The following is a 26774-nucleotide window of genomic DNA, read 5'->3' as shown; positions in this document are numbered from 1 at the left end:
GCAACATCGTCACGAGCTGGCGGCGTGTCTTGCCGTCCGGCATCTGGAGGAGCCGGCCATGACCGACGCACCGCTGAATCGTCCACCTGTCACGGCCGCAATCCTGGTGATCGGCGACGAGATTCTGTCGGGGCGGACGAAGGACAAGAATATCGGCTACATCGCCGAATATCTGACCAATATCGGCATAGAGTTGCGCCAGGTTCGTGTCGTGCCGGATTCCCTCGACGAGATCGTCTCTGCGGTCAATGCCTTGCGCTCTCGTTATACGTATGTCTTCACGACGGGCGGCATCGGCCCGACTCATGACGACATCACGGCCGACTCGGTTGCTGCCGCTTTCGGCGTGCCGATCAATGTCGATCCGCGCGCCGTCGCGATGCTGTCCGAGCGCTTTCCTCCGGACCAACTCAACGAAGCGCGCATGCGCATGGCGCGCATCCCGGAGGGCGGGGAGCTGATTGCGAACTCCGTCTCGAAGGCGCCGGGCTTCATTATTGGCAATGTCATCGTCATGGCGGGCGTTCCGGCGATCATGCAGGCGATGCTCGACGTGGTCGGGCCCACTCTCAAGACAGGTACGCGCATTTTGTCCGACACGGTGCGGGCAGGGCTGCGTGAAGGTGATATCGGTACGGCTCTCGGCGAGATCGCTCAGGCTCATCCGCAGGTCGCGATCGGCTCCTATCCCTTCTGGTCGGAGACAGGTCCGGACACCAATGTCGTGGTGCGCTCTCGCGATCCTGAGAAGTTAGATCAGGCGATGGTGGCGGTGAAGCAGATGATCGAGCACGAGCGTGCTCGATTACGTCGGTGACGTCTTTCATTATTTAGTTTTTCTGCTCGTATATTTAATTTCTATTCTATTTGTTGCATTGGTTACTTTTGATAATTACCCATTTCAAATGATGTTATGTCTTTTATGGCGAATATCTATAGTTTTTAGTGTATTCAGTTGAATTAATTCAATGTTTTTTGTGGATATTAAAGTATTTATAAACCGTCATAATTCAATATCAACTTGCGGTCGGCTTGCCGACAGTGCTCATGTCGGCGCGGCGGTTCCGGGGGGAACGGTGTCGATGCGGGCTGCGTGTGTCCGGCCCGCGCGGATTGCTTTGCGTTCCCGTGCCGGAACAGCGATCGGGGGGTTGTATGTCGCGCCTTTCCAGCCTGTTCTCCAATCGACGCCTTGCCGCCCAGGTTGCGGCGATCAACCGCTCACAAGCCGTCATCGAATTCGATCTGAACGGCATGATCCTCAACGCCAATGAGAATTTCCTGAACGTGCTGGGCTACACCTTCGACGAGATCAAGGGACAGCACCACCGCATGTTCGTCGATCCGGCCGAGCGGGAGAGCGCGGCCTATCGCAGGTTCTGGGAGGACCTTGCGCGTGGCGAATTCTGGACCGGCCAATACCTGCGGGTTGGCAAGGGCGGCAAGGAGGTCTGGATCCAGGCCAGCTACAACCCGCTCCTTGGCGCCGACGGCAAACCGAGGGGCGTGATCAAATACGCCTTTGATGTCACGGCCCAGAAGAACCGCCTCGCTGACCTTGAAGGGCAGCAGGCTGCCATCAGTAAGGCGCAGGCGGTGATCGAATTCGATCTCAAGGGGCATGTGCTGACGGCCAACGAGAATTTTCTTGCCGTGCTTGGCTATTCGCTTGGCGAGATCCAGGGGCAACATCACCGCATGTTCGTCGATCCGGTCGAGCGCGAGAGCATGGCCTATCGCCAATTCTGGGAGCGCCTCGGACGCGGCGAATACGATGCCGCGCAATATCGCCGCATCGGCAAGGGCGGCAAGGAGGTCTGGATCCAGGCATCCTACAATCCGATCTTCGACGCCAAGGGCGCGCCCTTCAAGGTCGTGAAGTTCGCGACCGACATCACAGCGACCTTCCACGGACAGCAACTCGAGGCTGCGGTGAAGGAGACCGGCGAAGTCATTACTCGCGCCAAGGGCAAGGATCTGACGGGGCGCATCGCGCTCGCGGGCAAGAGCGGCGAGGTTGCGCAGCTCTGCGCCGGCGTCAACGATCTGCTCGACACCATGTCCGAGATGGTCGGCTCGGTCCGGGACATCTCGCACCAGATCGCCAGCGCCTCGAGCAAGATCTCGTCCGACAGTGCCCAACTCGCCGAACGTACCGAGGCCAATGCCTCCAGCCTGCAGGAGACTGCAGCGACAACCGAGGAGCTTGCAGCGTCCGTGAAGCACAGCGCCGGTCACTCCCGCACAGCCGTCAGCCTCGGCCACGAGGCGCGCGACGTCGCGGAGCGTGGCGGCACAATCGTTGCCGCGGCGGTGACTGCGATGACGCGGATCGAGCAGGCATCGGCCGGCATTTCCGAAATCATCTCGATGATCGACGGCATCGCGTTCCAGACCAATCTGCTGGCACTGAATGCGGCGGTCGAGGCGGCCCGCGCGGGGGATGCCGGGCGCGGTTTCGCGGTCGTGGCAACCGAGGTGAGGGCGCTTGCCGCGCGTTGCAGCGAATCCGCCAATGGGGTCAAATCGCTGATCGCCAATTCGAGCGAGCAGATCCATACCGGCGTCAGTCTGGTAAAGAATGCCGGTGCGACGCTCCAGGAGATCGTTTCGGCCGCGAGCCGCGTCGCCTCGACGGTCAACGAGATCTCCGAAGCAACGACAGAACAGGCCAATGGCATCGATGAGATGGCCAGGACCGTCGCTCACATGGACGAGATCACCCAGCAGAACGCCCTGCTTGCCGATGAAAGTGCGAAGGTGGCGCAGGAGCTGCGGAAGGACACCGAGCGCCTGAGCGCGATGGTTGCCGCATTTCGCCTGCAAGATGGCGGATCAGGCTTCGAGACCGTGATTGCGCGCCAGATCGAGCAGAGGGCGCCGCAGCTCACGAGGGCGGCGCACGGCGCCCTTTCGCCACCCAGCAGAGGGGCGCCGAAGCTGAGGCGTGTCGTGTCGGGCGGCAATGCCGATGGCTGGTCGGAGTTCTAAGGCCACTGAAACGCCACCGATTGGGGATGAAGCGGGGCGCGCCTCTTGCCAGCGCCCTGCTTATAGGCTTTCCGGATTGTCACAGAAACCGTGACAGCCGCCCCGGAGTCCTTCCTATGGCCGAACCGACCTCCAACAAGGCCTTCCCTGTCTCCTGGGACCAGTTCCATCGCGATGCGCGCGCGCTCGCCTGGCGGCTGGCCGAGAAGGGGCCTTTCGAGGCCATCGTCTGCATCACCCGCGGCGGCCTGGTGCCGGCGGCGATCATCTGCCGCGAATTGGGCTTGCGCCTGATCGAGACGGTCTGCGTCGCGAGCTACCACGACTACAAGAACCAGTCCGAACTCAAGGTTTTGAAGGACGTCGCTCCCTCGATCAAAGCGATCGGCGACGGCAAGGGGAAGGGCGTTCTGGTGGTCGACGACCTGACCGACACCGGCAAGACGGCACGTGTCGTGCGCGAAATGCTGCCCAATGCCCATTTCGCCACGGTCTATGCCAAGCCGGCCGGGGTTCCGACGGTCGATACATTCGTTACCGAGGTCAGTCAGGACACCTGGATCTATTTCCCCTGGGATATGGGTCTGGCCTATGTCGAGCCGATCGCCAAGGATCATAAGGGCTGAGGTCAGGCGTCGCTGCTTGAGCGGTCATTCCGGGCGCAGCAGCGTGTCCGGAATGACCGGGCCAGGGGCCTGTTACGCCGGGCTGCGGGCGCGCAGCGCGATCAGCATGCCGGTGATCGCGAGCGCCATGCCGGCGATCTCGATCGGGGACGGTCGCTCGCCGAGCAGAAGCGCGCCGGAGAGCGCGGTTACGACGGGCACCAGCGGCAGGAACAGTGCCGCCCGCCCGGCGCCAAGGATGGCGACGGCCTGCGTGTAGAGAAACAGAGCGAAGGCGCCGACCAGCAATCCTTGATAGATCGCCTGGAGCGCTATGGCCGACAGTGCAACCTGCGCCAGATGCACGGGCATCACCAGTGCGACGAGCGGCAGGAGCGGCACTGAGAGCAGGCATGTCGCCATGGTGACCTCGATCGCATCGGCGCCCCAACGCCGGCACAGCAGGCCGAAAGCCGACCAGAGCAAGGCGATCAGGACGAAGAGCATGTCGCCGATCCAGGCGCCTTCGCGCATCGGAGTGTCGGCGAGCGCCTCCATCGAGAACAGAGCGACGCCGAGCACGATGACGCTGAGGCCGGCGAGGCGAGCCGTGCTCGCACGCTCGCCGAGCACCCACCAAGCGAGCAGCGCGGTGCAGACCGGGATCAGCCCGGGAGAGATGACCGAGGAATGCAGGGCGGGGGCGAAATGGGCGCCGCCGACGAGGATCAGGCTGTAGGTCGGGCCGACGATCGCGGTCAGGATGAGGGCTCGCCGCCAACCGAGCTTGCCGACCGGAAAGGGCTTCATGCGCCTGAGCGCGAAGGGCAGGAGCACGAGCGCGGCGGCTGCGAAACGCAGGATCGTGACATCGGCGGTGGTCATGCCATCCGCGACCGATTGTCGTGAGATCACGGCCTGAATGCCCCAGATCCCGGCCGCCAGGATGCCGCAGGCAAAGCCGAGCCAGGGGCGTTGCTGCCTGGCGAGAGACAGCGATTGCGGCCGGATGGCTTGGTTCACGCGAAAACTCTCGGAGGGGCGACGAGGCGCCGCCATATGCGGGCTGTAGCCCTCGCACGACAAGCGCGGCAGACAGGCGACAGGACTGTTGACGGCGCATGGCGCAGCAGCGGCAGATTTCCTGGCACGGAGCGGAGGCGACGATAGTGCTGGCCTTCTGCCCGCGCACTTGTTCTGCGGGCCTCGCCCGCATGCCCGATCACTCGGGTCGGGCGAGGAAACGCGAGGCGACGAAACATGACGTGAAGGGTGCAACTTCACCGTTAGTCCGTCATCGCCTTAACCGCTTTTGCATCGTTTGCCGTTACGTCATGGGGCTGGCGAGCTGGCCAGGAGCGCGGGTGGTCAACTGGGGAAGGCAGGCGCGGCAGCGCGCGTCTTCCGGGGGCATACTGTTCCCAGCTGCAATGCAGCAAAGGCCAGGGTTTCTGGAGAATTCCGTCATCATCGGCGCTCATCCCGACGATGAACTGCTCTGGTTCAATTCAATCCTGCGCGACGCTGATGAGGTCATCATCGTCTACCGCCATTTCTGGGGGAAGCCCGGCATCGGCGAAGCGCGGGCGGCCGCGATCGCCGAATATCCCCGCGGCAATGTCACCTGCCTCGATATCGACGAGTCGGGTGCCTATGGCTGCGCCAACTGGGCCGATCCCGTGCTGACCGGGGCCGGCATCGGCTTCGGCATCGAGGCAGAGCGCCGGGCAATGACGCGTATTGCCCGCAAGTCCGTTGCGGCCCTGCCGACGGTGAAGCTCGAGCGCATCGCCGCCGCCAGCGTATCCAGGGCCTATGAAGCGAACTTCCAGATCATATGCGAGTTGCTGAGGCGGCGCCTGCGGCCCGAGATGAACGTCTTCACGCATAATCCCTGGGGCGAATACGGACATGAGGAGCATATCCAGGTGTTCCGCGCCCTGAATTTGCTGCGCGAGGAGATCGGCTTTCGGCTCTGGATGTCAAATTACTGCACCGAACGCGCCTTGCCCCTCGCGATGCGTCATTTCTCGCGTGCGCCTGGCGGTTACATCAGATTGCCGACCGACAAGGTCTTCGCCAATGCGGTCGCGGAGGTCTATCGCAAGCACAATTGCTGGACCTGGGACGACGACTGGGCATGGTTCGACGAGGAATGCTTCATGGAAGCGCCGCGCGAGGCCACCGCGACGGCGGCTCACCGGCACCTCTTCCCGCTCAATTTCTTCACCATTGGCGAGGAGCGGCCGAGGAACTGGCTGCCCATGGCCATGACGATATCGGTGGCCTTTGCATTCACTCTCGCGGAAGCAATCTGAGTCGGATCGATTTCGAGGCGGGCGCGCGCTCCGCCGGGAGGTTGGCCCTCCATGTCGGGCGGTCGATCGCACCGAGTGCGGCAATGCCCGCGACGCGGATGAGGAGAACTACCTAAGGCCTTGTGGTTTCGCTGTTTCCTGGGTGCGTGACTATCACACTCACAGCATTGTTTTTGCTTCAATGTGACACAACATTTGTTGCGGTGCACATTTTTGCCGTAAACCAAGGTTAGTGAGCGGTTGCCCGATAGAGTTTGGCAAATTCAAATTGCCAACTCTATGCCTGCGCTTAAGCCTATCATCGATACCTATGCCTTCCTCTTGGTCATAAGTCCGAGATCCTTCTCTCTATGTTCGGTTGGCGTGCGCCGCTAAGCGTTTTTAGCGGAAAGTTATATTGCCAATCAGCATAAGAAAAAAGAAAGGGGCGGAATGATTTCATTCCTTCAACTTAAGTCTCGCAGCATCGGCGCTGGTGCGCTGTTCCTCCTGGCCGCCTGCCTGATTGTCACCCTCACCATTACGCAGACACGTGCCGAAACCCGGCCCCGCTCCGGAGCTGCTTCGTCGTCTCCGGCAGCCTCATCTCATTCAGCGCGCGATTGGGTGCCCTATGATCTACCGGAAGTGGCCCCGCCCCGACGCGATAGCAGCCTTCGTCTCACGGTAGATCGTCCGGCTGCGGGAGCGGCCAATACCGGTCGTCGTCCTGCAGCAGCGGCCAATCGTGGCCGCGTTCCTGCGCAAGCGACCAATGTCGGTCGTGCTCCTCCGGCAGAGGCCAGTGCCGAGCGTCCGTCTGCGGCAGAGACCGTTGCTGATCATCCTCTTGCGGCAGAGGCCAGCGTCGAGTTTCCTTCTGCGGCAGAGACCATTGCTGATCACCCTCTCGCGGCAGAGGCCAGTGCCGATCATCCCCCCGTGGAAGCGACCAATGCTGCTTCAAGCATTTCCGCGGACAGTGTGACGGCGCCGGCCGTCAAGTTCATGAGCTCGGCGCTACGGCCGATCACCTTCAGCCTTCTGATCGCCAAACCCGGTGAGCTGCTGAAATCGGCTATCAAGGTGATGCATCTGCTCGGCATCATTCTGGGATTGGGCGCCGCGACGGTCCTCGATCTCGTGATCGTCAAGTTCCTCGTCTCCGGAAAGATCAAGGCTGAACAGATTGCGATGGTCAAATTCATGACCGGTATCGTATCGGCTGGCCTCGCGGTGCTCTGGGTTTCCGGACTTCTGTACCTGGCGCATTATGCGATGTTTGATCCGGTCAAGCTCGGGAACCAGAAGGTCTGGGCCAAGATCGCGATCGTCGGCGTCCTTACGATCAACGGCTACTTCATCCACAAGACGGTCCTGCCGCTGATGGAAAATCAGATCGGACGGTCGCTCTTTGCCGGTCTGTCGCGCAAGCAGATTACGATGATGATGGTCTTTGGCACGGTCTCGGCGACATCCTGGTATGTGCCGCTGATCCTGGGCGCCATGCCGCATTTCAACTTCATCGTGCCGGCTCCGCGCCTGCTCGTGGCCTATGCGCTGATCCTGCTCATCGCCATCGCCGCGACCCATGGCATGGTTGACACCATCCGGCGCCGCGGTCGCCTGGAGCCCCAGCTACAGCCCGCATTCTGATGCTCGATCACCGGACCGGATATCATATCCGGTCCGGTGATCTAACCTTCTGTTTTGCGTCGGCTTTCCCGAAAACCGCATTCCACTTTTCGGGCCGATGCTTTGGCATGACGACCTGCGCGCCTCTTCGGCGCGCAGGTCAAAGTCGAACGGCGGTTGCCTGGTCGGGAAGGACCGGGCAACCGCCTTTCTGCGTTCGACGGGGGCTGCGTCCCCTATGGCGACGATGCCATTGCGCCGGATCGAGCTGGATGCAATTGCGGCTTGAGCGGAGACTCGGGGCTCGTCCGTCGCATTCGCGTTGAAACCAGACGGTATCCCGCTACGGTGGACCTCCATGGGAAACGCCAGCCGGGAGCAGAGCCAGGATATGGCCGCCACCGAATTGAACGCGTCGGATTTCGACGCCAAGGACGCGCGCATCACGCTGTTCCGGGGGCTGCTTCAGGCGGTTGCGCGGCGTGGCAAGGGCCGCGTCGCGCTCGAAGATCCGGAGCGCCAGCCGGTGACCTTCGGCCGGCTCGTTCTGGGAGCGCTGGTTCTCGGGCGAAAGCTCGCTTCGGGCACGGAGTTGGGGGAACGCGTCGGACTGATGCTGCCCAATGTCCAGGGCATGGCGGTGACGCTGTTCGGGCTTTCTGCCTATGGCCGCGTGCCGGCGCTGCTGAACTTCACGGCAGGGGTGAAGAACCTGCGGGCGGCGGCCGAGCTGGCCGGCTTGAAGACGATCGTCACCTCGCGTCGCTTCGTCCACCAGGCCAAACTCGACGATGAGATCGCGGCGCTCGGCGAGGGCAGGCGGGTCGTCTATCTCGAGGATATCCGCCGGGAGTTGACCAGCTTCGACAAGATGCTGGCCGCGATCCAGAGCCTGGCGCCGGCATTTGCCCTGCGGGCCTATGAGGGGCGGCCGGATGATCCAGCCGTGGTGCTGTTCACCTCCGGCACCGAGGGCAAGCCAAAGGGCGTGGTGCTGAGCCACGCCAACCTGGTTTCGAATACCCGCCAGATCTTTGCGCTTGCGGCAGGCTTCCTCTCCGAGCGCGACATCGTCATGAATGCGTTGCCCGCCTTCCATTCCTTTGGCCTGACCGCGGGGCTGCTGATGCCGCTGCTGCACGGCATGAAGGTCGTGCTCTATCCGAGCCCACTTCATTACAAGCAGGTGCCGAAGCTGATCGGCGAGATGGGCTGCACTTTCCTGTTCTCGACCGACACGTTTCTGCAGGGCTATGCGCGCGCTGCCGATCCCGACGATCTGAAGAGCGTGCGCTACGTCGTGGCCGGAGCCGAGCGGGTGAAGCCGGAGACACGCGCGATGTGGCAGCCCTACGGCACCACCATCCTCGAAGGCTACGGCTGCACCGAATGTTCGCCGGTGCTCGCCTGCAACACTCCCGTCGCGACCCGCGAGGGCAGCGTCGGAAAACTCCTGCCCGGCATCGAGGCGCGGCTCGATCCGGTCGAGGGCATTCATCAAGGTGGACGGCTGAATGTCCGCGGGCCGAATGTGATGCTGGGCTATCTCAGTGCAGACGAGCCCGGGCGTGTCGTGCCGCCCGAAGGCGGTTGGCACGATACCGGCGATATCGTCGTGATCCAGGACGGCTTCGTCAGCATCCGCGGCAGGGCCAAGCGATTCGCCAAGCTCGGTGGCGAGATGGTTTCGCTGGCCGCGGTGGAATCAATGGTGGCGGTCCTCTGGCCGGGGTTCAACCATGTCGTCGTCGCGCTGCCGGATGTGCGCAAGGGCGAGCAACTCGTGCTGGTCACCGAAAAGCCTGATGCCGACAAGGCTGCGCTGCAGGAAACGGTGAAACAGCAGGGCTTTCCTGAACTGTGGACGCCGCGCGCCATTTTGGTCGCACGCGCGATTCCGGTGCTGGGCAACGGCAAGATCGACTATGGTGCGACGCGCGAGCTTGCGTTGACGATGCGGGCGCTGCTGTGACGCCATAATTCTACGGTTAATGCCCGAGTCATGATCATGACGGCCGCCTCTTCCCTTGCCGCAACAATGCGCGTCGTAGCGCTTCTGCCGGCTCTGTCCTTCGCGGGCCCCGCCAATCTCGCGGCGCAGGCGCCGAGCCAGACCTACGAGCGGCGCGACGAATGCATCGAGGCGGGACGGCTCACCGCTGCGCAATGCGATTTCGCCTATCGCAATGCCCGGGCCGAATTCGAGGAGAAGGCGCCACGCTACGCGTCGCGCGCGCTATGCGAGCGCAGCCACAAGCGCTGCGGTGCACAGGTTTCCTCCACGGGCGGCTGGGACTCCTTCGGCCGCGGCGGCGCGACCTATGTGCCGCGCTTCACCGGTGTCCGCGTCACGGGTGAGGGAACTGCGAGCCGTGCTCTACCCGTGGTCGAGGGCGCGACGAAGATCGCCTTCACCGGCCGCTCGATCACGACACTTGAGGACAAGATTGGTGGGAGGCGTGGCGTCATCGGCCAGGCCAGCTCGATTGGGAGAGGCGGGCGCGGCCACGATCCGCAAGAGAGCGGCCCCTATGTTAAGCGCGGCGACCGCGACGACACCGTACGCGTGCCGATGGAGCAGAAGCGCATCGGCTCCGATGTCGCGCCGGGGCTCTATGTCGATCCCGATGGCGTCGAGTGGTACAAGCCCGCCCGCCGGCATTGAGGCGCTTGCGCCCGCCGTCGGCTGTCGCTAGGGCTGCGTCCACGCGGACGTGGCGAAACTGGTAGACGCACGAGACTTAAAATCTTGCGCCCTAAAGGCTTGCGGGTTCGAGTCCCGCCGTCCGCACCACGACAATCTTGCTGCGATTGCTCGGGTCAGCCGCGCGGCTCGCGGCGAAAGATCACGCTCAGATTGTTCGCCGGCATCTCGGTTACGTCCGGCACGCCAAATCCTGCCAGTTCCGCCAGTGCGATGACATCGTCGAGTTCGCGCAGGCCCCATTCGGCGTTGCGCAAGCGCAGGCTTTCATCGAAGGCGAGGTTGCTCGGCTCGAGGGCGCGCCCAGGCCGGCGATAGGGGCCGTAGAGATAGAGCGGAGCGCCTGCCGGCAGCAGCTTGCCGGCCTGCGTCAGCAGCCCCCGCGTCGCGGCCCAGGGCGAGATGTGGATCATGTTGATGCAGATGATGGCATCGGCGGAGCGGACCGGCCATTCGGCCGCTGCGGCATCGAGCTGAACGGGCGGACGAATATTGGCGAGCCTGCTTTCCCTGATCCAGGCCGCAATACTGATGAGTGCATCCTGATCAGGGTCGGAGGGCTGGAAGGTCAGTACGGGCAGGGCGGCCGCGAAATGGCTGACATGCTCGCCCGAGCCGCTGGCGATCTCCAGGACCAGGCCTTTGGCGGGAAGGATTTTGCGCAGGATGTCGAGGATCGGCTCACGATTGCGCAGTGCCGCGGGGGCGAAGAGGCGTGGATCAGTCATGGGTCGCGGCTTGCTCCGGAAGTATCGATGTGGTCATCGAAAGCCAGGTAGAAAATTCATCTGACCTATCCCCGGCTACAGTTAAGGCACGGAGCTTCTTCACGCCCGCCAAAATTTCGCCATCACAAACTTCAAGCTTACCCATCGCCAAGTCGTCGCGATGCGCTATAAGGAGCCCGAAAGCAGGCCGATTTTGAGTGCGGCCCTGCATGCTGCGGGCGGGTTTTGTTAACCGAGATCCTGATTGTCGTCGCGTTGACCGTCATTAACGGTCTTCTCGCCATGTCCGAACTCGCAGTGGTCTCCTCCCGTCCGGCACGGCTCAAGGTTCTCAGCGATCAAGGCAGCAAGGGTGCTGCGACGGCGATACGCCTCGCCGAGCATCCCGGTCGTTTCCTTTCGACGGTACAGATCGGTATCACGCTGGTCGGCGTCCTGTCCGGCGCTTTCTCCGGCGCGACGCTGGGTGCGCGCCTGTCGCAATGGTTGATGGAGCAAGGGTTCTCCAACGCTGTCTCCGATGGCCTTGGCGTCGGGACGGTCGTCGTTGCTATTACCTATCTCTCGCTGATCATTGGCGAACTGGTGCCGAAGCAGATCGCCTTGCGTGATCCCGAGCGGGTGGCGGCGCGCATTGCGCCGATGATGTCCTTCCTGTCGCGCATCGGTGCGCCGCTGGTCTTCCTGCTCGATATCTCCGGCAAGGCCGTACTGGCGCTGCTCGGCCAGAAGGGCGAGTCGGAAGAGCGGGTGACCGAGGAAGAGGTCCGCACCATCATTGCCGAGGCCGAAACCGCCGGCGTGCTGGAACGCGACGAGCGCGAGATGATCTCGGGCGTCATGCGCCTTGCCGATCGCTCGGCCCGCGCGCTGATGACGCCGCGCCGCGAGGTCGAGGTCATCGATCTCTCCGATACGGCCGATGAGATCCGCGCGCAGGTTCGTGCCTCCAAGCGCTCGCGGCTCCCGGTTCAGGATGGCGAATCCGACGCGATCGTCGGCGTTATAGTAGTCAAGGACACGGTCGATTTCCTGTCCACCGGCAGCACCGAGGATCTGCGCGCCCTGGTGCAGGAAGCGCCGGTGGTGATGGACACCGCCAATGCCCTGCTCGTGCTGCGGGAAATCAAGGCCTCACGCGTGCATATGGCGCTGGTCTTCGACGAGTACGGCCATTTTGAAGGCATCATCACTCCCGGCGATGTGCTGGAAGCGATCACTGGCGTCTTCCAGGAGGAGGATGAGGACGAGCCGCCGATCGTCACACGCGCCGACGGCTCCTATCTCGTTGCAGGCTGGATGCAGGTGGACGAATTCTCGCACGAGCTCGGCATCCACATTCCGCGCGATGCCGATTTCCAGACGGTTGCCGGCTTCATCCTGGCCGAACTCAACCATCTGCCCAATGTCGGAGAGTTCTTCGAGAAGGGGCATTGGCGCTTCGAGGTGGTCGATCTCGATGGACGCCGCATCGACAAGGTGCTGGTGAGCCGGCTGGATTGAGCACTTCCTCTGGCCTTGCGCCGGCATGTCCGGTGCGAGGTGAGAAAGCTCGAAATCGTAATTGACCCTGCCGGAGCAGCCGTGGTCTAATCTTGGTCAAGGGGTTTCTCGCGACGACCCCGTGAGGCGTCAGCCCAAGGATCGCGTCCGTTTTCCTCACTCAGGGATGGACGCTCATGTCTTCCAGCACACAGATCACCACATCCCAATTGTCCCGGCTCATCGGCCTGCCCGATGCGCCCGCGATCGTCGATGTCCGCATCCCCGATGATTTCGGGGCGAGCCCCTATCTTCTGCCGGCCTCTGTCCTGCACGACTATCGGACTGTCGGCGACTGGGCCTCGTCCTATCGGGGCCGGCACGTCGTCGTCCTGTGCCAGAGCGGCCAGAAGCTGAGCGAGGGCGTCGCTGCCTGGCTCAGGCATGAGGGCATTACCGCCGAAACGCTCGAGGGGGGCTACGGGGCCTGGCAACAAGCCAGGGGGCTCGTTGTCTCGCATGCAAAGATCCCGACGCGGAACGGGGCCGGCGCGACCGTCTGGGTGACGCGCGCGCGTCCCAAGGTCGACCGCATCGCGTGCCCCTGGCTGATTCGCCGCTTCGTCGATCCGAAAGCCGTGTTCTTGTTCGTGGCCCCTTCAGAAGTCGTGGCGGTGGCCGATCGCTTCCAGGCCGTTCCCTTCGATATAGACGGCGTATTCTGGAGCCATCGCGGCGAGCGTTGCAGCTTTGACATCATGCTGGAGGAGTTTGGCCTCACCTCGGCAGTGCTGGAGCGTCTCGCCACGATCGTGCGCGCCGCGGATACGGCGCGGCTCGAGCTGGTGCCGGAAGCCGCCGGTTTCCTGGCTGCCTCGCTCGGGCTATCGCGCATGTTCAAAGACGATTTGGAACAACTCGATGCCGGCATGCTGCTCTATGACGCTTTCTATCGCTGGTGCCGCGATGCGACCGACGAAACCCATAACTGGCCGTCCCCGATGAGCAGGACCTGAGGGGCGGCCATGACTATCGCAACGACGGACAAGGCAGCGCCAGCCGTGGCGGGCATGCCGACGCTCGGTGAAGCAACGAGGGTTTGGGCCAGGATCGGGCTCCTGAGCTTCGGCGGCCCGGCCGGGCAGATCGCGCTGATGCACAAGGAATTGGTCGAGGAGCGGCGCTGGATCGGTGAGCAGCGGTTTCTGCACGCGCTCAATTACTGCATGCTCTTGCCCGGCCCCGAGGCGCAGCAGCTTGCCATCTATATCGGCTGGCTGATGCACCGGACGCTGGGTGGCCTGATCGCCGGGCTGCTCTTCATCCTGCCTGGCGCTCTGGTGATGCTGGGACTGAGTTCCCTCTATGTTCTCTATCGCCAGGTACCGCTGATCGACGGCCTCTTCTTCGGTGTGAAGGCAGCGGTGCTTGCCGTTGTCATCGAGGCCGGCATGAGGATCAGCCGACGCGCACTGAAGAACCGCGCAATGGTGGGCATCGCGATCGCCGCATTCATCGCGATCTATCTGGTCCGGCTGCCATTTCCGCTGATCATCGCGGTGGCCGGGCTCATCGGCTGGCTCGGTCATCGCTGGCGCCCGGACAGCTTTGGCGGCAACGGGCATGGCAAGACAGGCGGCCCCGACATGATGGGGCTTGTCGATCTGATGTTCGAGCGCGGCGAGATGGCCCATGTCAGACCGTCGCGCGGAAGAGCGTTCCGTACGCTCGCGATCTGGCTGCCGCTCTGGCTAGGGCCCGTTGGGGTTCTCTGGTTGCTCACCGGGGTAGACAGCGTCTGGACCCAGATCGGCAGTTTCTTCAGCGCCATGGCGGTGGTTACATTCGGCGGGGCCTATGCCGTTCTGGCCTATGTGGCGCAGGCCGCGGTCGAGACCTATGGCTGGCTTGCGGCCGGCGAGATGGTCGATGGGCTCGGCCTTGCCGAGACGACACCCGGCCCGCTGATCCTGGTGCTGCAATTCACCGGCTTCCTTGCCGGCTTCCGCGCCCCAGGCAGCCTTCCGCCGATCCTGGCCGGGGGCATGGGCGCGCTACTGACGCTTTGGGTGACGTTTGCGCCCTGTTTCCTCTGGATCTTCCTGGGCGCGCCCTATGTCGAGGCATTGCGGGGAAACAGGGGGCTCTCGGCGGCGTTGAGTGCGATCACGGCCGCCGTGGTCGGCGTGATCGCGAACCTCGCGCTTTGGTTCGGGCTACATGTCCTGTTCCGCGAAATCCGGCGCGTGGAGCTGCTTGGCCTCGCGCCCGACCTGCCGGTCTTGGCGTCGCTCGACTGGCGCGCAGCCGTGCTCGCGGTGGCCGCGATGATTGCGATGCTGCGCTTCAAGGTCGGGATGATCCCGACGCTCGCGGCCTGCGCCGCAGCCGGTCTCCTGCTCTCGCGCCTGCCTGCCTGAGGGGCTTGTCAGCGCCTCGGCGGCTCGCCGGGCTCAATGATGCGATACTCGGCATCGATGACCTCGACGCGCGAGCTGCTGGGACGGACCGGTGCAAAGGGATCGCGCTGATCGAATCCGGCCGCCTTCAGCTTGCTCTTCAGGCGCCAGGCCGCGATCGCGCCGGCAGCAAGCACGACGGGGATGAGGATCAGGGCGAGACTTGCTGCGAGGAGGAACAGCGTCACGCCAAGAACGAGGCTTGCTGCCATGGTCAGCCAGGAGGCCCAGCGCGGCATGCGGGTCCTCTGGCCGGCGAGCTGCTCGTAGAGATTGACGCGGATCATGTGGTCTCCATTCGATGGGTCCACATGAGAGATAGGAAGTGAATGCGGCGAAGGCGAGATGCCCTAGGCTTGCAATCGCCAATCGTAGAGCCAATCGAGACGATGGCGCATACCCTCAGGCCCAAGGCGGCGCATCGCAAAGTTGCGCGCGATATTCCAGGGCCATTCCAAATGATAGGCCCGGCCGTTGCTGCGGCTCGTGGCCTGAACGCGCCTGGCACGGTCCTGCCGAGCCGTGGCATAGGCTGCGAATGCTGCCGGTAGCGCTGCCGCGCCGCCCTGCTGGAGATGAACCGTCAGTTGCTGCGCGAGGACGGCGGCGTCCTCGATCGCCAGTGCGGCACCTTGCGCCATGAAGGGCAGGACCGGATGGGCGGCATCGCCGAGCAAGGCGATGCGCCCCTGCGCCATCGCTGCGGGCGCCCGGTCGAAGAGCGACCAGACCAGCCAGTGTGGCGCCGCTGTTGCAAGCTTGTGCAGCACGGGCTCGGCCTTGGTGAGATGCGCGGCAAGTTGACCGGGCTCACCGACGCGGGACCAGCCCTCACGGGCCTCCTTCGCTTCGCGAATGACGACGAGATTGGTCTCGCGACCACCGGAGACAGGGTAATGCACGGCATGGCGGCCGGAGCCGAGATGAAGGGTCACGATGCCCGGCGCGGCGCGGCCGCTGGCGTTCGGTACCAGGGTCCGCCAGGCTTCATAGCCGGTGAAGACCGGCGGAGCAGCGTCGCCGATCAGTTCGCGGCTGCGCGACCAGAGCCCGTCGGCGCCGACCAGCGCCAGAGCCGAAATGGATTCCATCTGGCCGGCTTCGGTCGCGAGCGTCGCAGTGATGCCGTCTGCGTTCTCGGCGATGTCCCGCAGGCCGCGGCCGACGATCAGCCGGATGCCGGGCAGGGAACGGGCGGCATCGAGCAGCAGAGTGTGCAGGTCAGTTCGACGTATGGTGCGGAAGGGGGGGGCGGCACCGGCGGTGGTCATCGGCATTTCAGCCAGCCGAGAACCATCCTGCCAGCGCCGGACAACAAGGCGTTCGGCAACCACAGAGGCGCGCTTAACGGCCAGGCCGAGATCGAGAGCTTCGAGAACATGCCCGGCATTTGGCGAAAGCTGGATGCCCGCACCGGTCTCGCCGAAGCCGGTGCGCTTTTCCGCGACCGTCACGGAGAAGCCGCGCCGCGCCAGTGCAATGGCGGCTGTAAGCCCGCCGATGCCGGAGCCGGCGATCAGGATATGGGGAGCGGCCACGACTGTCTTCGGCAATTGGATGCGCCAGCAACCGGCACGACCGGTCGCGATGGGAAGCTGTGGGCGTCTTGAACGCCGGCGCCCGTCACGCTGCCTTGGCTGCCTCGTGATGGGCGCATTCCGGCGGGGTGCAGGCGCCTGCCGAGAGCGAGGGCTCGTATTTGAACAAGGTCGAGCAATAGGGGCAGATGATCTCGCCGTCCGAGCCCATGTCGAGGAAGACATGCGGGTGATCGAAGGGCGGCTTGGCCCCGATGCACATGAACTCCTTCGCGCCGACATGAATGACGGCAACGCCGGGCTGGTTATGGAAATGCGGGATGCCCGTATCGGCCATGGATCATGCTCTTGCGTTGATTTGCCCCACCTCTAACCCGTCACGCCGGCCTGCGCCAGTGTGCGCAAGCGCCTCAGGGCGCCCGGAAGCAGGCACCTGCAATAGATCCGGTGCGCGCGCTTTCCTCGCGGGTGAGCGTATTCGACAGGACTTTCCGCCAGAGTCCGTCGCGCTTGAGGCCATCGATCGCGCAGTTGCAGGCCTTCTCGCACATTTGCAGCGAGGTTTCGGCGCTGACACAGCTGCGCAGGCAGGAGATCAGAAACGGGCGTGCTTCCTGCTCGGGGCCGACGGCCAGCCGCATGACGATGAGCAGCACCCCGATGAAGATCGGCTGGTGCAGCAGGTAGACGCTCAGGCTGTGCCGCCCGCCCCAGGCGATGACGCGGGCCGGGAGCGAGTGCGCCTGCCAGTGGCTCCAGCTTCCCTGTCTGGCGAGCGCCAACTTTCCGAGAGCCATGCCCGCCAGCACACATCCGAACCAGGGCACGATCGGTACGAAATCGGCGGTTGCCCCGGAGACGTGGGCGAAACCGAGCCAGAGCAGCCAGGGCCGATCGAGTATTTGCGGCGGAGGAAGCAGCGGCAGCGCGAAAAACAGGGCGCTGAACAAAAGCAATGCAGCGGCCGGCAGTCGCAGGAAGGGCAGGGCGAGCACGCTGGCGAGCGCGATATTGTGGAGGATGCCGAAGTAGATGAAGCTCTCCGGCATGGCGAACCAGGTCGCGATCGTGACCAGCGCCGCAGCGCCCGCGACCACGGCCAGCCGGCGGAAATAGGCGGGCAGGTTCACGCCTCTGCGCGTCGCCAGTACCAGGCTGAAGCCAACGATTGTCAGGAAGGACCCTGCGATCAGGCGCGCGAAGGCGCTCCAGCCGGGATGGGAGGGGACCTCGGTTGCAATCAGGTCAAAATGGGAAAGATCATAGGCGAAGTGGTAGACGAACATCGCTAGCAGAGCGAGGCCGCGGGCAAGGTCGACAAGGTCGATCCGGCGGCGTGGAAGCGGCGATGTCGGGGCCGTCTCAGCGTGGCTCATATCAGCCTTCATAGGCAAGCGGCGGAAACACGGCTACACAAAGTCGCTCCTGCATGGCAGGTGAAGCAGACCCCCGCAGCTTCCGCGACGTGCCATGCAGAAATTCTCCTCGGACGGCGTCAATCTCGCCTTCATCGACCTCGCCCCGACCAATGACGCGCCGCGCGGCGAGAGCATCATCCTGGTCCATGGCTTTGCCTCCAGCCACATGGTCAACTGGGTCAATACGCAGTGGACGAAGACATTGACCCATGCGGGTTACCGGGTCGTTGCGCTCGACAATCGTGGCCACGGCCAAAGCGACAAACCGCATGAGGCGGAGGCCTATTCCTCGCATATCATGGCGGAGGATGTGCGCCGCCTGATGGATCATCTCGAGATCGCGCGGGCGGACGTGATGGGTTATTCGATGGGCGCGCGCATCTCTGCCCATCTCGCGCTTGCCCATCCGCAGCGCCTGCGTTCGCTGCTGCTCGGCGGGCTCGGCATCCATCTTGTCGAGGGCGTCGGCCTGCCGCTCGGCATTGCAGATGCGATGGAGGCTCCCTCGCTCGATGTCCTGAGCGACCCGATGCAGCGGATGTTTCGTGCCTTTGCGGACGCCAACAAGAGCGATCTCAAGGCGCTTGCAGCCTGCATTCGCGGGTCGCGGCAGACGCTCACGCCAGCCGAGGTCGGCCGTATCGTGATGCCGACCCTGGTCAGCGTCGGAACCAAGGACGATGTCGCGGGCTCCGGGCAGGAACTCGCAGCTCTCATTCCGAATGCGGAGGCTTTCGCGATCGAGGGGCGCGATCACAACCTCGCAGTCGGAGACAAGACCCACAAGCAGGCCGTGCTCGATTTCCTGAGATGGCTCTGAGCCGACGATTTTCTCGTCGCGCGATGAAGCGCCGGCGGATGCAATGGTTTGGGGGGATGCCAGGTTTGATACCGGTTTCCCTGCGGTCCGGGCAGGGCAAGGCAGCGTTCTTGTTTGGCATTGCAGCATGCCGCCGTGCTAGACTGCGGTTCTGAAACACACCGTATTCCGGAGAATGATCATGCCGTCAGGGCGCTCCGTCGTAGAAACGCGCCACCCGGTCACCGGGCTCGACAGGGTCGATCCGGTTTGGTCCCGGCTGCGGCGCGAGGCCGAACAAGCGCTCAGCATCGAGCCAGCGCTGGGCAGTCTGATTCTGTCGTCGATTCTCAACCAGCCGAGTTTCGAGGCGGTGGTCGGCCATCGCGTGGCGGCGCGGCTCGCGCATCCCGCTCTTGGGGCGGATCTGATCGAGCAGGCCTTTGCCGAGGCCATCGCTGCCGACCCCGAGATCGCCCAGGGCATGCGCGCCGATGTTCTCGCGGTGCTCGACCGTGACCCGGCCTGCAAGCGGCTGATCGAGCCCGTGCTGTTCTTCAAGGGCTTCCACGCCCTGCAGGGCCACCGGCTGGCGCACTGGCTGCTCAACCAGGGGCGGCGCGATTTCGCGCTTTATCTGCAGAGCCGTTCCTCCGAAGTATTCCAGACCGACATCAACCCCGCAGCGCGCATCGGCAAGGGCATTTTCCTCGACCATGCGACGGGCCTCGTGGTCGGCGAGACGACTGTGATCGAGGATGATGTCTCAATGCTGCAGGACGTGACGCTCGGCGGCACCGGCAAGGAGAGCGGCGACCGCCATCCGAAGATCCGCAAGGGTGTCCTGATCGGCGCGGGCGCCAAGATCCTGGGCAATATCGAAGTCGGCAAATGCGCCCGTGTCGCAGCCGGTTCGGTCGTGCTCACTGCGGTGCCGCGCAACACCACCGTCGCCGGTGTGCCCGCTAAGGTGGTCGGCGAAGCCGGCTGCGCCGAGCCGTCGCGGTCCATGGATCAGATACTCGCCGGGGACTGCGGCGCTCACATCTGAGCACCATTCCGTCCCGACGCCTGCAGCCAATCCGCGACATCCTGGCGCCGGGGGTGACCTTGTGCCGGCAACAACAGGGTCATCCGGTCCGGGGTCGTCAACGCAGGTGCGAGCGGCGCGACCAACCGACCATCGGCAAGATAGGGCTGGAGCAGACTGAGCCGGCCCATTAGCACGCCAGCACCCGACAGCGCAGCATCGAGCGCGACGCTGTAGAGCGAGAATGATGGGCCACGCGCCGGATCGACGATCTCGCCGGCCCCGATGGAGGCCAGCCAGCGCGCCCAGTCGCTGCGCCAGACCGCGTCGTGCAGCAAGGTCTCATGGGCGAGCCCGGCAACGCTCTGGAGCCGGGATGCGAGGGCGGGAGAGCAGACCGGTGTGATCGCATCAGGGGCGAGCGCGAGCGCCGATGGCGCAGCTTGGCCATCCCCAAGATAGAAGATGGCGATGTCGCAAAGCTCGTGCCTTGCGTTCGGTGGTTGCTCCATGGCCGAGACCGAGACCTGCAATCCGGGGAACGCTTGCTGAAGCCCGGCAAGACGCGGTGAGAGCCATAGCTGGGCGATGCAGGGCAGGGCGGCGATGGTGAGCGTGCGGCTCTCATGCCCGCCGCCCAGTTCCTGCATCGACGATGCCAGCAGATCGAAGCCGCGGGTGAGGCGCGGCAGCGCCGCGCGGGCAGCCGGAGTCAAGGCGACGCCTTGTGGCAAGCGCCGGAACAGCTGGGCCCCGAGCGCCGCCTCCAACTGCCGGATTTGCTGCGTCACCGCCCCAGCCGTCACTCCGAGTTCCTCTGCTGCCTTGGCAAAGCTCTCGCAGCGCGCCGCAGCTTCGAAGGCCCGGAGCGCATTGAGTGGAGGCAAGCGGGGGCGTGGTGGCGTCACGGGCATGGCAACCTGTCGGAGCCTTAGATTTTCTCTGTCTCGCGGCGACGATAACTCGTTTGCGCCAGCCGCGGCAAACGGCTCCAATCAGGGTGTTCCGCGCGTTGCGGTTCGGCCGGATGGAGAAACGGACATGGCGGCGTTGGGCAGGCGTGACTGGGTGCCGGCGGCAAGCGAGAATTACGTGCTCACGGTCGCCGAGACCGTCGCCTTGCAGGATCTCGATGCGACCGAACGGGCGATCCAGGCGCTGACGACGGAGAACCGGGCTATCCACGAGCGCGACTGCGTCAATCTCAATCCCGCAACCAATATCATGAACCCGAAGGCGGAGGCGGCGCTCTCGGCGGGCCTGGGCGCGCGGCCATCGCTCGGGTATCCCGGCGACAAATACGAGATGGGGCTCGAGGCGATCGAGAAGATCGAGATTATCGCTGCAGAGCTCGCGGCACAGGTCTTCGGCGCGCGCTACGCAGAAGTCCGGGTGCCGTCGGGTGCCATCGCCAATCTCTATGCTTTCATGGCTGTGGCGAAGGCGGGGGACTGCATCATCGCGCCGCCCGGCGATATCGGCGGCCATGTCACCCATCATGGCGCTGGTGCGGCCGGGCTCTACGGCATCATCACCCATCCCGCACCGGTCGACGCGCTGAACTACACCGTCGATCTCGGCAGGCTGCGTGAGGACGCGCTGCGACTCCGCCCGAAGCTGATCAGCATCGGCGGCAGCCTCAACCTGTTCGCGCATCCGATCCGTGAGATCCGTGCCATTGCGGACGAGGTTGGAGCGATCGTGCTGTTCGATGCCGCCCATATGTCCGGCATGATCGCCGGCCATGCCTGGCAGCAACCGCTGCAGGAGGGAGCGCATCTGATGACGATGAGCACCTATAAGAGCCTGGGCGGTCCGCCTTCGGGCCTGATCGTCACCAATGACGCCGACCTTGCCAGGAAGCTCGATGCCATCGCCTATCCCGGCCTGACCGCCAACTTCGACGCGGCAAAATCGGCGTCTCTCGCCATTACGCTGCTCGACTGGAAGGCGCATGGCCGCGCCTATGCACAGATGATGGCGCAGACGGCGAAGGCGCTGGCCGATGCCCTTGTCGAGCGGCAGGTCCCGGTCTTCGCGCGCGATCGCGGCACTACGACATCGCATCAGTTCGCCATCGAGGCCGCCCCCCACGGCGGCGGGCAGGCGGCCGCGAAACGGCTGCGCGAGGCGAATATCCTGAGCTGCGGGATCGGCCTGCCGATCGCTCCCGTCGCAGGCGACGTCAATGGCCTGCGACTCGGAACGCCCGAAATCGTGCGCTTCGGCATGACGCCCGCCGACATGCCGGAGCTCGCCGGCTACATCGCTGAAGGTCTGAGCGGTGCTCGCCCCGCTGAGGCCATTGCCCGGGATGTCACGGCCTTCCGTAGCCGATTCAAGAAGCTGCACTTCATGCGCTGACGGGTGGCAACTGCCGGCCCCGATCGTGGAAGCGCCGCTGCCGGGTCGGTGCGTGCATGCGTCGCAACCTCATGCATCGACCCGAAAAGCGGATTGCGCGTTTCGGGCTGATACATATAGACGATCAGCTCATCGGACCGGATGGTCCGGGCAGATGAGCTCGTCGCTGCCCTTCGCGTAGCGCTCGAGCATCTCTGCGCGCAACGCAGCCTCCGAGACGAGATGCGCGCCGCCGAGCCAGATCGACTCGATTGCGCCGGTGCTGTCGCGGACCAGGCGTGCTGTCTCGCCCGGGCTGTTGAAGCCCGATGCCTTGCTGAGGCGGCCCTGGTCAGGAGCCTCGACTGCGATCTCGCCAGCGTCGAGGAAGGGCGTGAACAGGGCCGGGCTGGCGCAGAGCACCTTATTGCCGACAGGGACGAGATCGCCGCAGGCCCAGATGCTCCACCAGCGCCCGATCCAGCCTTCCGTCTCGGGCGAGGGGCCACCTTCATCGGAGAATGTCCGGAAGATGTGGATGATACCGTCGAGCCATTGATGGGCCAGCCCGTCAATGGCGTTGGTCAGGACCGAGATCGTCAGGCCCTGTTGCGGCAGGACGGCGGTGCGGGTGATGAAACCCTGGAAGCCGCCGGAATGGCCGAACCACTTCCAGTCGCCATGTCCGCCGGAAATCGTGCCAAGGCCGTAATGGCGGCCAAGGCTGGCCTCATCATCCGGCCAGAGACGGCGGCTCATCTCGCGGCGGCTGAGCGGCGACAGGATGCTGGGCTCTGCCTGCGGTGAGAGCTGCGCGAAGTAACGCGCGACGTCGGCTGCGGTGGCCACGAAGCCGGCAGCCGAGGTCATGGCGTGTCCGGGGTTGTCTCCGGGAATGACCACCCTGCGCCCGAGGGGCAGTCTGGGACTATGACCCTTGGCCATGGGGCGGTCTGCCCAGAGCCCGATATCAGGCCGGGTTTCGCTGAGTTGCGCAGGCGCGACGACCTCCGCGGCAATCCAGTCAACATAGGCCTGGCCCGTCACCGCTTCGATGACGAGGCCGAGAAGGCCGAAGCCGTGGTTCGAGTATTTGAAGCGCTGCGAGGGCGGAAAGGGCTGCGCAACCGAGAGATCGGCGATCAGCTCGTCCTTGCTGAGATAGGGCTTGCGGTCGAAGAACTGGCCGTTGTCGGCGCCATCTCGGGTCAGGCCGGCGCTGTTCGAGAGCAATTGCGCCAAGGTCACAGCTGCGACGTCAGGATGCAGGCCGGTGACAAAACTGCCGACCTTGTCATCGAGCCTGATCCGGCCCGCCTCGACCAGCCGCAGAATCCCCGCTGCCGTATAGGTCTTGGAATGTGAGGCGATGCGAAAGCCGTGACGCGGCGTCAGCGGCTCTCCGGTCTCGATGTCGGCGCTGCCGAAAGCGGCCTCGAGAACGATCTTCTGGCCGCTTGCGATGGCCACCGCGCAGCCCGGCTGATCATGATGGCGGCGCTGGAATTCGAGCCAGCTCGAGACATAGTTCAGGGCGGCGGGCAGCCAGGGCGTCATCGGGCAATCCATCATTGGCGATGTGGGGATTGAAGCATGGCACGATCACCGCGAGGGCGGCAGACCTGCAGGAGCAAACGCTGCCATGCGAGTGTGACGCAGCGCGAGGCCCGGATCTCCGGTTGAACGCGGCCGGAACAGCGTTTCGCTTGCCCTCGCAGCCCGGTCATGGCATCCGTCCCGCCACTCTGAAAGGACCGACCAGTGGACAAGACAGAACTCGCCAAGCTCGAAGCCTATCTTCGGCGCACCTTCGCCAATCATGGCATCAGCGTGCGGGCGCGCATGAAGAAGACCGATTCCGCCGAGGTTTATCTGGGTGAAGAGTTCATCGGCATCATCCATGTCGACGACGAGGATGGTGACCGCTCGTTCAACTTCACCATGGCAATCCTCGACGTCGATCTCGAAGACTGAGGGCCATCAGCGGCTCAGCGCATCATCCCATCGATGGTGCGCCTGACGCCGCCGACCATCAGCTCCCAATCGGCGATGACGGCGCGGGGGAAGCGGATGTTCACGTCGAGTCCGCGATGCCGAAAAGTGACGCGGCAGAGTTCGTCGAGAGGGGCCGGGCCGGTGTTCACCGGGCAGCGCGCTGCAAAGCCTCGCCCATCCGGGACGGAGACGTAGAGCTCGTCGCCCTCATAGGGTGCGCCCTTGCGGAACCCGCGTACGACAAGCCCGCCCGGATTGGACCAGACTGTCGGAGTCAGGAAGCGGGCATAGACCGAGAGCTGCGTCGCCGGCTCGTTGACCTTGTCGGGCGGGCTCAACGTGACCAGCAGCTTGCGTCGGCTTTGGGCGGTCACGGGACCGAAACTCGGCCAGTCGAGACGCAGCCGGGTCATGCCGACCACTCGCTCGCTGTCTTCATGTTCGGCGCCGGCCAGATCCTGTGGAACCAGAAGCGAGACCTGGCCGACGCGCGCCGGCTGGTGCTGGGTTACAGGAGCTGCCGCCAGGCGATGGCCGTAGAGAGCGTATCCGGTTGCTGCAGCGGCAACCAGCAGGATGGCACCAGCCGCCTTCCACAGCGCGCCGTCAGCGCGAGGCAGGGGCGGCGGAGGGCGATTCAGGCGGGCGCGGACCACGGTCGTGAGTCCGGCGGCGCGTTGGGGCGAATGGTGCGCGTATGCGGTCAAGATCCAAGCACCTCGATAACAGGTGCCAGCGACTGAATCAGACGCGCCTTAATGCTCCGTAAACCATGGGGATTGCGCGACGATTGCCGCGCGGCGCAAGGGTTAACCATCGCTAACGAGATTTCTTCACACTTCGTAAACCATGCGGCACAGTGCAGGTGCGTTCTCGCCCGGAGCCGTGACGTTGCGTATCGAACCCGCTGCCGTCGAGGCAATCCAGTCCCTGTTCATCGGCTTCGCCTTTGCCGGGCTGATGGCGAGCGCCTTCGAGCTGTTTACCGAGAAGCGCGCTGATTTCCAGTTGCTTCAGACGGGAGGGCTGGCCGCGGTCGCGAGCGTGCCGGTCGTTGTCTTCAGCGCGCCGTTTCTCATCCTGCGCAATACCGTGAGGGGCCGCCGCAGCGATGGCCGGCCCTTTGCCTTCGTCATGCTGGCGAGCATGGCGGCGTCTCTCTGGAGCGTCGCCTCGGGGCGCGTCGTGCTCGACATGCTGCATTACGTCGGCGGCGCTTGACGGGGCGGCCGGCCGACCTGCAATCCTCGCGGCAGGTTTGCAGAAGGATGATCCACCCATGCCGCTCTATTCGCTCGACGGGACTGCCCCCGAATGCCCTGCCGAAGGCCAGTGGTGGCTTGCGCCCGATGCGCATGTGATCGGCAGGGTGAAGCTCGCGGCCGGCGTCGGGATCTGGTTCGGCGCAGTGCTGCGTGGCGACAATGAATGGATCGAAATCGGCGAAGGCAGCAATATCCAGGAGGGCTGCGTCCTGCACACCGATATGGGCTCGCCGCTGCGCGTCGGCGCCGGCTGCACCATCGGCCACCGGGCGATCCTGCATGGCTGCATCATCGGAGAGAACAGCCTGATCGGGATGGGCGCGACGGTGCTGAACGGCGCGAAGATCGGCCGCAACAGCCTGGTCGGCGCCAATGCTCTCGTGACCGAGGGCAAGGAGTTTCCGGAGAACTCGCTGATCGTCGGGTCGCCTGCCCGCGCCATCCGCACGCTCGACGAGGCGGCGATTGCCGGCATTGCAGGCTCGGCCCGTGCCTATGTCGCGCGCTGGAAGCAGTTTGCCGCCGGGCTCAAGCAGATCGACTGAAGCAGCGGCCCGAAAAGCGGATTGCGGTTTTCGGGAAGGCCGGCGCAAACACAGAAGTTTGGACCGAATACGCTATCCGGTCCGATGATCCAACCGCACCGGCCAGGGCCGGAAACGAGACGGGCCGACGCCTCGGGGGGAAGCGTCGGCCCTATGGCGAAACCCGGCCTGGGGACGGGGTGGGGTGGGGACGTGACCGAGCCTCGCCGTCCATGTGGCCGCGGCAGCGTGGTGCTGCGGCCAATCTTGTTCGTCTTCAGCGAGCCGAAGCCACAGTCGGCGTCGAGAGACCGCCGAGCGAGGTCCAACCCGTCTGGTACTGCGACTCGCGCTTGACGTAGACGTAGCCGGTCTGGCTCCACGGCAGGATCGCGTTGCGCTTGTTGTCGAGCACATAGTCGCCGCGATCCGTGCGGATCATCAGCACGGCGTGGCCGGCATTTTCCTCGTCGATCACGACCGTCATCAGCATGGCGCGACGGGGCACGCCGGCTTCGGCAAGACGCTTGCGCTTGAGCAGGGCATAATCCTCGCAGTCGCCTTTGCCGTCGGTCGGGATGTCCCAGCGATCGACGACGCCCCAGTGATCCTGGTCGGTGACCGCTTCGATCTCCCGGTTGATCTTGTTGTTGAGAGCAATAATCGTTTTCCAGAGCTTTGGCGTCATCTCGACACGCTCGGGCTCCTGGGTATTGACTGCGCATTCGACCGGACTGCGCTTGCAGAAATCCGTCCAGGCATAAGGCGCCCGGGCATCGCCCGAAGCTGCGATCGGCATGGCGGCGGCTGGCAGGGCTGCGACCTGCTGGGCCTGAGTTGATGAAATTCCAGCGACCACGATCAGTGCAGCCAGAACCGAACCCCGATGAATAGAAAGCATGTCGTCCCCTTTCCTGTCCCTGGGGCAGACGATGCGTGAGGCGGATGGATGCCAATTGAA

Annotated in this window: 26 protein-coding genes and 1 tRNA gene; 17 read left to right on the top strand and 10 right to left on the bottom strand. The window is 64.2% G+C overall.

Annotated elements, in window-relative coordinates; genetic code table 11:
- Positions 1-58 precede the first annotated feature (58 nt).
- The 3 genes from AB4099_RS00340 (at position 59) to gpt (ending at position 3617) form a co-directional block, all read left to right on the top strand.
- The gene (locus tag AB4099_RS00340; RefSeq protein WP_113514184.1) at positions 59-817 is read left to right on the top strand and encodes a competence/damage-inducible protein A; all 759 of its coding nucleotides are present in this window, start codon (positions 59-61) and stop codon (positions 815-817) included.
- Positions 818-1155: 338 nt separating this feature from the next.
- Entirely contained in the window at positions 1156-2991 is a 1836-nt protein-coding gene (locus AB4099_RS00335; RefSeq protein WP_441476647.1) for a methyl-accepting chemotaxis protein, read from the top strand.
- Between the two features lie 116 nt (positions 2992-3107).
- Positions 3108-3617, top strand: coding sequence for a xanthine phosphoribosyltransferase (gene gpt / locus AB4099_RS00330; RefSeq protein ID WP_043237198.1), 510 nt, complete (start codon positions 3108-3110; stop codon positions 3615-3617).
- A 72-nt stretch (positions 3618-3689) separates the two neighbouring features.
- Here the strand turns inward: gpt and AB4099_RS00325 are convergent, their stop codons facing one another.
- The gene (locus tag AB4099_RS00325; RefSeq protein WP_441476646.1) at positions 3690-4619 is read right to left on the bottom strand and encodes a DMT family transporter; all 930 of its coding nucleotides are present in this window, start codon (positions 4617-4619) and stop codon (positions 3690-3692) included.
- A 407-nt stretch (positions 4620-5026) separates the two neighbouring features.
- On the opposite strand from AB4099_RS00325, the gene AB4099_RS00320 reads away from it, so the two are divergent.
- The 5 genes from AB4099_RS00320 (at position 5027) to AB4099_RS00300 (ending at position 10322) form a co-directional block, all read left to right on the top strand.
- Positions 5027-5914, top strand: a complete 888-nt coding sequence (locus AB4099_RS00320) for a hypothetical protein (RefSeq protein WP_441476645.1) — start codon at positions 5027-5029, stop codon at positions 5912-5914.
- A gap of 963 nt (positions 5915-6877) precedes the next feature.
- Positions 6878-7549: a hypothetical protein gene (locus AB4099_RS00315; RefSeq protein WP_441476644.1), complete on the top strand. Its 672-nt coding sequence runs from the start codon at positions 6878-6880 to the stop codon at positions 7547-7549.
- Positions 7550-7886: 337 nt separating this feature from the next.
- Positions 7887-9500 carry an AMP-binding protein gene (locus AB4099_RS00310; RefSeq protein ID WP_441476643.1) on the top strand — a complete coding sequence of 538 codons (1614 nt, stop codon included), beginning with the start codon at positions 7887-7889 and terminating at the stop codon, positions 9498-9500.
- A gap of 36 nt (positions 9501-9536) precedes the next feature.
- Positions 9537-10193, top strand: coding sequence for a DUF1190 domain-containing protein (locus tag AB4099_RS00305; protein WP_162768094.1), 657 nt, complete (start codon positions 9537-9539; stop codon positions 10191-10193).
- A gap of 43 nt (positions 10194-10236) precedes the next feature.
- Positions 10237-10322, top strand: a tRNA-Leu gene (locus AB4099_RS00300).
- 26 nt (positions 10323-10348) lie between these two features.
- Here the strand turns inward: AB4099_RS00300 and AB4099_RS00295 are convergent.
- Positions 10349-10960: a DUF938 domain-containing protein gene (locus AB4099_RS00295; protein ID WP_441476642.1), complete on the bottom strand. Its 612-nt coding sequence runs from the start codon at positions 10958-10960 to the stop codon at positions 10349-10351.
- A gap of 240 nt (positions 10961-11200) precedes the next feature.
- On the opposite strand from AB4099_RS00295, the gene AB4099_RS00290 reads away from it, so the two are divergent.
- From AB4099_RS00290 to chrA, 3 genes are all read left to right on the top strand, one after another.
- Entirely contained in the window at positions 11201-12463 is a 1263-nt protein-coding gene (locus tag AB4099_RS00290; protein ID WP_162768100.1) for a hemolysin family protein, read from the top strand.
- Positions 12464-12639: 176 nt separating this feature from the next.
- Complete coding sequence (locus AB4099_RS00285) at positions 12640-13458, top strand: chromate resistance protein ChrB domain-containing protein (protein WP_441476641.1); 819 nt, start codon at positions 12640-12642, stop codon at positions 13456-13458.
- Positions 13459-13467: 9 nt separating this feature from the next.
- On the top strand, positions 13468-14862 hold the full coding sequence (chrA, locus tag AB4099_RS00280) for a chromate efflux transporter (protein WP_441476640.1): 1395 nt from the start codon (positions 13468-13470) through the stop codon (positions 14860-14862).
- Between the two features lie 8 nt (positions 14863-14870).
- On the opposite strand, the gene AB4099_RS00275 is transcribed toward chrA, so the two are convergent.
- The 4 genes from AB4099_RS00275 to AB4099_RS00260 form a co-directional block, all read right to left on the bottom strand.
- Positions 14871-15188, bottom strand: coding sequence for a hypothetical protein (locus AB4099_RS00275; protein ID WP_113514203.1), 318 nt, complete (start codon positions 15186-15188; stop codon positions 14871-14873).
- 63 nt (positions 15189-15251) lie between these two features.
- Complete coding sequence (locus AB4099_RS00270; protein WP_113514205.1) at positions 15252-16439, bottom strand: FAD-dependent monooxygenase; 1188 nt, start codon at positions 16437-16439, stop codon at positions 15252-15254.
- An 85-nt stretch (positions 16440-16524) separates the two neighbouring features.
- Complete coding sequence (locus AB4099_RS00265; RefSeq protein WP_069880056.1) at positions 16525-16776, bottom strand: zinc-finger domain-containing protein; 252 nt, start codon at positions 16774-16776, stop codon at positions 16525-16527.
- Between the two features lie 73 nt (positions 16777-16849).
- Positions 16850-17815, bottom strand: coding sequence for a heparan-alpha-glucosaminide N-acetyltransferase (locus AB4099_RS00260; protein WP_441476639.1), 966 nt, complete (start codon positions 17813-17815; stop codon positions 16850-16852).
- Between the two features lie 94 nt (positions 17816-17909).
- Here AB4099_RS00260 and AB4099_RS00255 point away from each other — a divergent pair, with 94 nt between their 5' ends.
- Together AB4099_RS00255 and cysE are read left to right on the top strand one after the other, a co-directional pair.
- Positions 17910-18677, top strand: coding sequence for an alpha/beta fold hydrolase (locus tag AB4099_RS00255; RefSeq protein ID WP_113514209.1), 768 nt, complete (start codon positions 17910-17912; stop codon positions 18675-18677).
- Between the two features lie 181 nt (positions 18678-18858).
- Entirely contained in the window at positions 18859-19707 is an 849-nt protein-coding gene (cysE, locus tag AB4099_RS00250) for a serine O-acetyltransferase (RefSeq protein ID WP_113514295.1), read from the top strand.
- On the opposite strand, the gene AB4099_RS00245 is transcribed toward cysE, so the two are convergent.
- Complete coding sequence (locus tag AB4099_RS00245; protein WP_441476638.1) at positions 19698-20594, bottom strand: LysR substrate-binding domain-containing protein; 897 nt, start codon at positions 20592-20594, stop codon at positions 19698-19700. The genes cysE and AB4099_RS00245 overlap by 10 nt on opposite strands.
- 133 nt (positions 20595-20727) lie before the next feature.
- Between AB4099_RS00245 and AB4099_RS00240 the strand changes: the two genes are divergently transcribed.
- On the top strand, positions 20728-22050 hold the full coding sequence (locus AB4099_RS00240; protein ID WP_441476637.1) for a serine hydroxymethyltransferase: 1323 nt from the start codon (positions 20728-20730) through the stop codon (positions 22048-22050).
- A 129-nt stretch (positions 22051-22179) separates the two neighbouring features.
- Here the strand turns inward: AB4099_RS00240 and AB4099_RS00235 are convergent, their stop codons facing one another.
- Complete coding sequence (locus tag AB4099_RS00235; RefSeq protein ID WP_441476636.1) at positions 22180-23586, bottom strand: serine hydrolase domain-containing protein; 1407 nt, start codon at positions 23584-23586, stop codon at positions 22180-22182.
- A 204-nt stretch (positions 23587-23790) separates the two neighbouring features.
- Between AB4099_RS00235 and AB4099_RS00230 the strand changes: the two genes are divergently transcribed.
- A complete protein-coding gene (locus AB4099_RS00230) occupies positions 23791-24003 on the top strand; it encodes a DUF3126 family protein (RefSeq protein WP_043237178.1) in 213 nt (70 codons plus the stop codon).
- A 14-nt stretch (positions 24004-24017) separates the two neighbouring features.
- Here the strand turns inward: AB4099_RS00230 and AB4099_RS00225 are convergent, their stop codons facing one another.
- Positions 24018-24731: a hypothetical protein gene (locus tag AB4099_RS00225; RefSeq protein WP_441476635.1), complete on the bottom strand. Its 714-nt coding sequence runs from the start codon at positions 24729-24731 to the stop codon at positions 24018-24020.
- Between the two features lie 184 nt (positions 24732-24915).
- Here AB4099_RS00225 and AB4099_RS00220 point away from each other — a divergent pair, with 184 nt between their 5' ends.
- Positions 24916-25245, top strand: a complete 330-nt coding sequence (locus AB4099_RS00220) for a DUF6949 family protein (protein WP_441476634.1) — start codon at positions 24916-24918, stop codon at positions 25243-25245.
- A 58-nt stretch (positions 25246-25303) separates the two neighbouring features.
- Complete coding sequence (locus tag AB4099_RS00215; protein WP_441476633.1) at positions 25304-25834, top strand: gamma carbonic anhydrase family protein; 531 nt, start codon at positions 25304-25306, stop codon at positions 25832-25834.
- Between the two features lie 256 nt (positions 25835-26090).
- On the opposite strand, the gene AB4099_RS00210 is transcribed toward AB4099_RS00215, so the two are convergent.
- Complete coding sequence (locus tag AB4099_RS00210) at positions 26091-26714, bottom strand: transglutaminase-like cysteine peptidase (RefSeq protein ID WP_441476632.1); 624 nt, start codon at positions 26712-26714, stop codon at positions 26091-26093.
- Positions 26715-26774: the final 60 nt, after the last annotated feature.

Source organism: Allobosea sp. 2KB_26 (genome assembly GCF_052115715.1).
GTDB lineage: Bacteria > Pseudomonadota > Alphaproteobacteria > Rhizobiales > Beijerinckiaceae > Allobosea.
The sequence above is the reverse complement of the archived record's forward strand: the minus strand, read 5'-3'. Positions and strand labels throughout refer to the sequence as shown.

Excerpts from the sequence above, each read along its gene's own strand:
- AB4099_RS00310 (WP_441476643.1), top strand. The coding sequence starts at position 7,887 with ATGGGAAACGCCAGCCGGGAGCAGAGCCAGGATATGGCCGCCACCGAA.
- AB4099_RS00240 (WP_441476637.1), top strand. The coding sequence starts at position 20,728 with ATGGCGGCGTTGGGCAGGCGTGACTGGGTGCCGGCGGCAAGCGAGAAT.
- AB4099_RS00335 (WP_441476647.1), top strand. The coding sequence starts at position 1,156 with ATGTCGCGCCTTTCCAGCCTGTTCTCCAATCGACGCCTTGCCGCCCAG.
- AB4099_RS00260 (WP_441476639.1), bottom strand. The coding sequence starts at position 17,815 with ATGAGCCACGCTGAGACGGCCCCGACATCGCCGCTTCCACGCCGCCGG.
- AB4099_RS00215 (WP_441476633.1), top strand. The coding sequence starts at position 25,304 with ATGCCGCTCTATTCGCTCGACGGGACTGCCCCCGAATGCCCTGCCGAA.
- AB4099_RS00295 (WP_441476642.1), bottom strand. The coding sequence starts at position 10,960 with ATGACTGATCCACGCCTCTTCGCCCCCGCGGCACTGCGCAATCGTGAG.
- AB4099_RS00305 (WP_162768094.1), top strand. The coding sequence starts at position 9,537 with ATGACGGCCGCCTCTTCCCTTGCCGCAACAATGCGCGTCGTAGCGCTT.
- AB4099_RS00340 (WP_113514184.1), top strand. The coding sequence starts at position 59 with ATGACCGACGCACCGCTGAATCGTCCACCTGTCACGGCCGCAATCCTG.
- AB4099_RS00210 (WP_441476632.1), bottom strand. The coding sequence starts at position 26,714 with ATGCTTTCTATTCATCGGGGTTCGGTTCTGGCTGCACTGATCGTGGTC.
- AB4099_RS00320 (WP_441476645.1), top strand. The coding sequence starts at position 5,027 with ATGCAGCAAAGGCCAGGGTTTCTGGAGAATTCCGTCATCATCGGCGCT.
- AB4099_RS00275 (WP_113514203.1), bottom strand. The coding sequence starts at position 15,188 with ATGATCCGCGTCAATCTCTACGAGCAGCTCGCCGGCCAGAGGACCCGC.
- AB4099_RS00255 (WP_113514209.1), top strand. The coding sequence starts at position 17,910 with ATGCAGAAATTCTCCTCGGACGGCGTCAATCTCGCCTTCATCGACCTC.
- AB4099_RS00285 (WP_441476641.1), top strand. The coding sequence starts at position 12,640 with ATGTCTTCCAGCACACAGATCACCACATCCCAATTGTCCCGGCTCATC.
- gpt (WP_043237198.1), top strand. The coding sequence starts at position 3,108 with ATGGCCGAACCGACCTCCAACAAGGCCTTCCCTGTCTCCTGGGACCAG.
- cysE (WP_113514295.1), top strand. The coding sequence starts at position 18,859 with ATGCCGTCAGGGCGCTCCGTCGTAGAAACGCGCCACCCGGTCACCGGG.
- chrA (WP_441476640.1), top strand. The coding sequence starts at position 13,468 with ATGACTATCGCAACGACGGACAAGGCAGCGCCAGCCGTGGCGGGCATG.
- AB4099_RS00265 (WP_069880056.1), bottom strand. The coding sequence starts at position 16,776 with ATGGCCGATACGGGCATCCCGCATTTCCATAACCAGCCCGGCGTTGCC.
- AB4099_RS00235 (WP_441476636.1), bottom strand. The coding sequence starts at position 23,586 with ATGACGCCCTGGCTGCCCGCCGCCCTGAACTATGTCTCGAGCTGGCTC.